This window comes from Vibrio sp. M250220 (assembly GCF_036533795.1).
Taxonomy (GTDB): domain Bacteria; phylum Pseudomonadota; class Gammaproteobacteria; order Enterobacterales; family Vibrionaceae; genus Vibrio.
In genome coordinates this window covers 1-1769 of the sequence record NZ_JATABI010000120.1, presented here as the reverse complement: position 1 = coordinate 1769, position 1769 = coordinate 1, and the positions used below count along the sequence as shown (strand labels likewise).

The following is a 1769-nucleotide window of genomic DNA, read 5'->3' as shown; positions in this document are numbered from 1 at the left end:
CGGTGTACAGCTTCAGTGAATGATTAACCTATAGTCTCCAGCCATTCCACCAATAGGGAAAAGCATGATGCGATAACAAAGATCCAGCTGCCAATACAATTAACCCACATAAACAGTCTGAATTTTTTAGATTTAGTGGTCACTCTATGCCTGATAAAAGGATAGGCAAGCCAGTAACCCATCAATCGAGTTCCAATTGCGTAGGACATTTGATAGTTCCATTTCATATACCCTTGGTCGTCGTAATATTTATCTAAATCCTTAGCTACCTGCTTATCAATAAATACAATTTTTTCAATATCACCTAATGAAACCATAGAGAGCATAATTGCACCAGGGATAGACCAAAGAACTAAATATCCACCAAAAGTCATACCTAAAACAATCGCAATAATCTCATACCAACTCATAGTAACTCTTCTTCAATATATTCAGATAGCTCAATACTCTTCTCATACAAGAAGTAAAAACCATCACCGATGGTTTTACCTATAGTCGAACCTCCAATTCCACCAACCGCACCGCCTGCAACAAAAGCACCAATTGAAGCAATTGCTAACACAGGCGCAGAGGTAACTCCTACAATACCCAATACTAAAAGCGTGCCAGCAGCAGCGATATTTACACCGGTGGTTTACATTTAAACGCTAAGTCATAGTTAACTTGTTCCAAGTTGATAGTCGCATTGGGCGCTATAAAAACCCTCACCAATTATTGTCTCAATTGCCTTAACTTGATCAATCGAGATATCAAATCCACCAGCACCAGCTAATAGAAACCGGAGATCATCGTCACTTAAATCTAGTACTTTTGAGACCTGATCAACATATGACCTTTGCACTTCGATTTCCGATACCAAAAGCTCACTTTTTTTGTCAAACGCTTCAACTAAAACTTTCATTACTTTTCTACCTTTCGTGAAGGTTCTGCATCCTTCGTCTGTTCCCCTGTGAATCGCCACGGTTCTCCTTCCCCCCCTTTCGAATCATTACATTGAATCTTTAAAACACGGCCTTCCTTGTTCTTTGTACCAACGTTTTAGCTCTCCAATAATTGCGTCTGATGAATCTTCTATTCCCAGCATTGTAGGATGGGTTAACAAAGCGCTGCCTTTGGGATGTTTGATCTTTTCATTGAAAAAATTTACCAGTTCATCCAAATCATCATCACTAAAATCAAGTTCTTCAGATGCCAATAACAACTGTAAAAACTCTGACTCTGTATAATCTTGTAATTTATTTTTCATTTGAATGAATCCTTATATGATTTTTTGCTGTGTTAATTCTTAGGTTGTCAATATGATACACTTCACCACCATGTTGAATCTGATCGATATGGTGAATTTCATAACGAATCCTCCCACCTTTTTGATAATCAGGTAAACACATGGGAGCGTTACCTTTTTGTATTTGAATTTTATTCCGTTTATCAAACTGCTTAAATAACTCTGGATTCTTAGCAACTTCTTTCCAAATAGCTGTCTGTAAATCAGCAAACCTATTAAACTCTTTTCCTCTTAGCGCATCTGCAATTTTTGTTGGAATATACTGCCCTTGACCGACATTCGCAGCTTCCCCAAGCCAATAACCATCGACCCACTCAACGTCTTTACCTGTACCAGTTACCACCCCAGACTCATCACGCGCCGTTTTTTGGAACATCAGGTAAAGAGGAGGGAGCCCAGCATCCACAGGGAAGGTGATAATATATTCGACTAGATCTTCTTCTGGGTAGAGAACCGTGCCAATTTCTTGCTCGTACTCTTCAAT

Annotated in this window: 5 protein-coding genes; all 5 read right to left on the bottom strand. The window is 39.0% G+C overall.

All coding sequences use genetic code 11. From position 1 onward, the window contains the following. Nucleotides 1-23: 23 nt before the first annotated feature. Complete coding sequence (locus tag QTN94_RS19760; protein ID WP_331428628.1) at nt 24-410, bottom strand: hypothetical protein; 387 nt, start codon at nt 408-410, stop codon at nt 24-26. Beyond that, on the bottom strand, nt 407-592 hold the full coding sequence (locus QTN94_RS19755; protein ID WP_331428626.1) for a hypothetical protein: 186 nt from the start codon (nt 590-592) through the stop codon (nt 407-409). Before QTN94_RS19755 ends, QTN94_RS19760 begins: the two co-directional genes overlap by 4 nt. Before the next feature lie 66 nt (nt 593-658). Beyond that, complete coding sequence (locus tag QTN94_RS19750; protein WP_331418712.1) at nt 659-901, bottom strand: DUF7683 domain-containing protein; 243 nt, start codon at nt 899-901, stop codon at nt 659-661. Nucleotides 902-988: 87 nt separating this feature from the next. Then, the gene (locus QTN94_RS19745; RefSeq protein WP_331418713.1) at nt 989-1246 is read right to left on the bottom strand and encodes a bacteriocin immunity protein; all 258 of its coding nucleotides are present in this window, start codon (nt 1244-1246) and stop codon (nt 989-991) included. Beyond that, a partial coding sequence (locus QTN94_RS19740) for an S-type pyocin domain-containing protein (RefSeq protein WP_331428625.1) occupies nt 1236-1769 on the bottom strand: 534 nt, incomplete at its 5' end. The genes QTN94_RS19740 and QTN94_RS19745, both read right to left, overlap by 11 nt.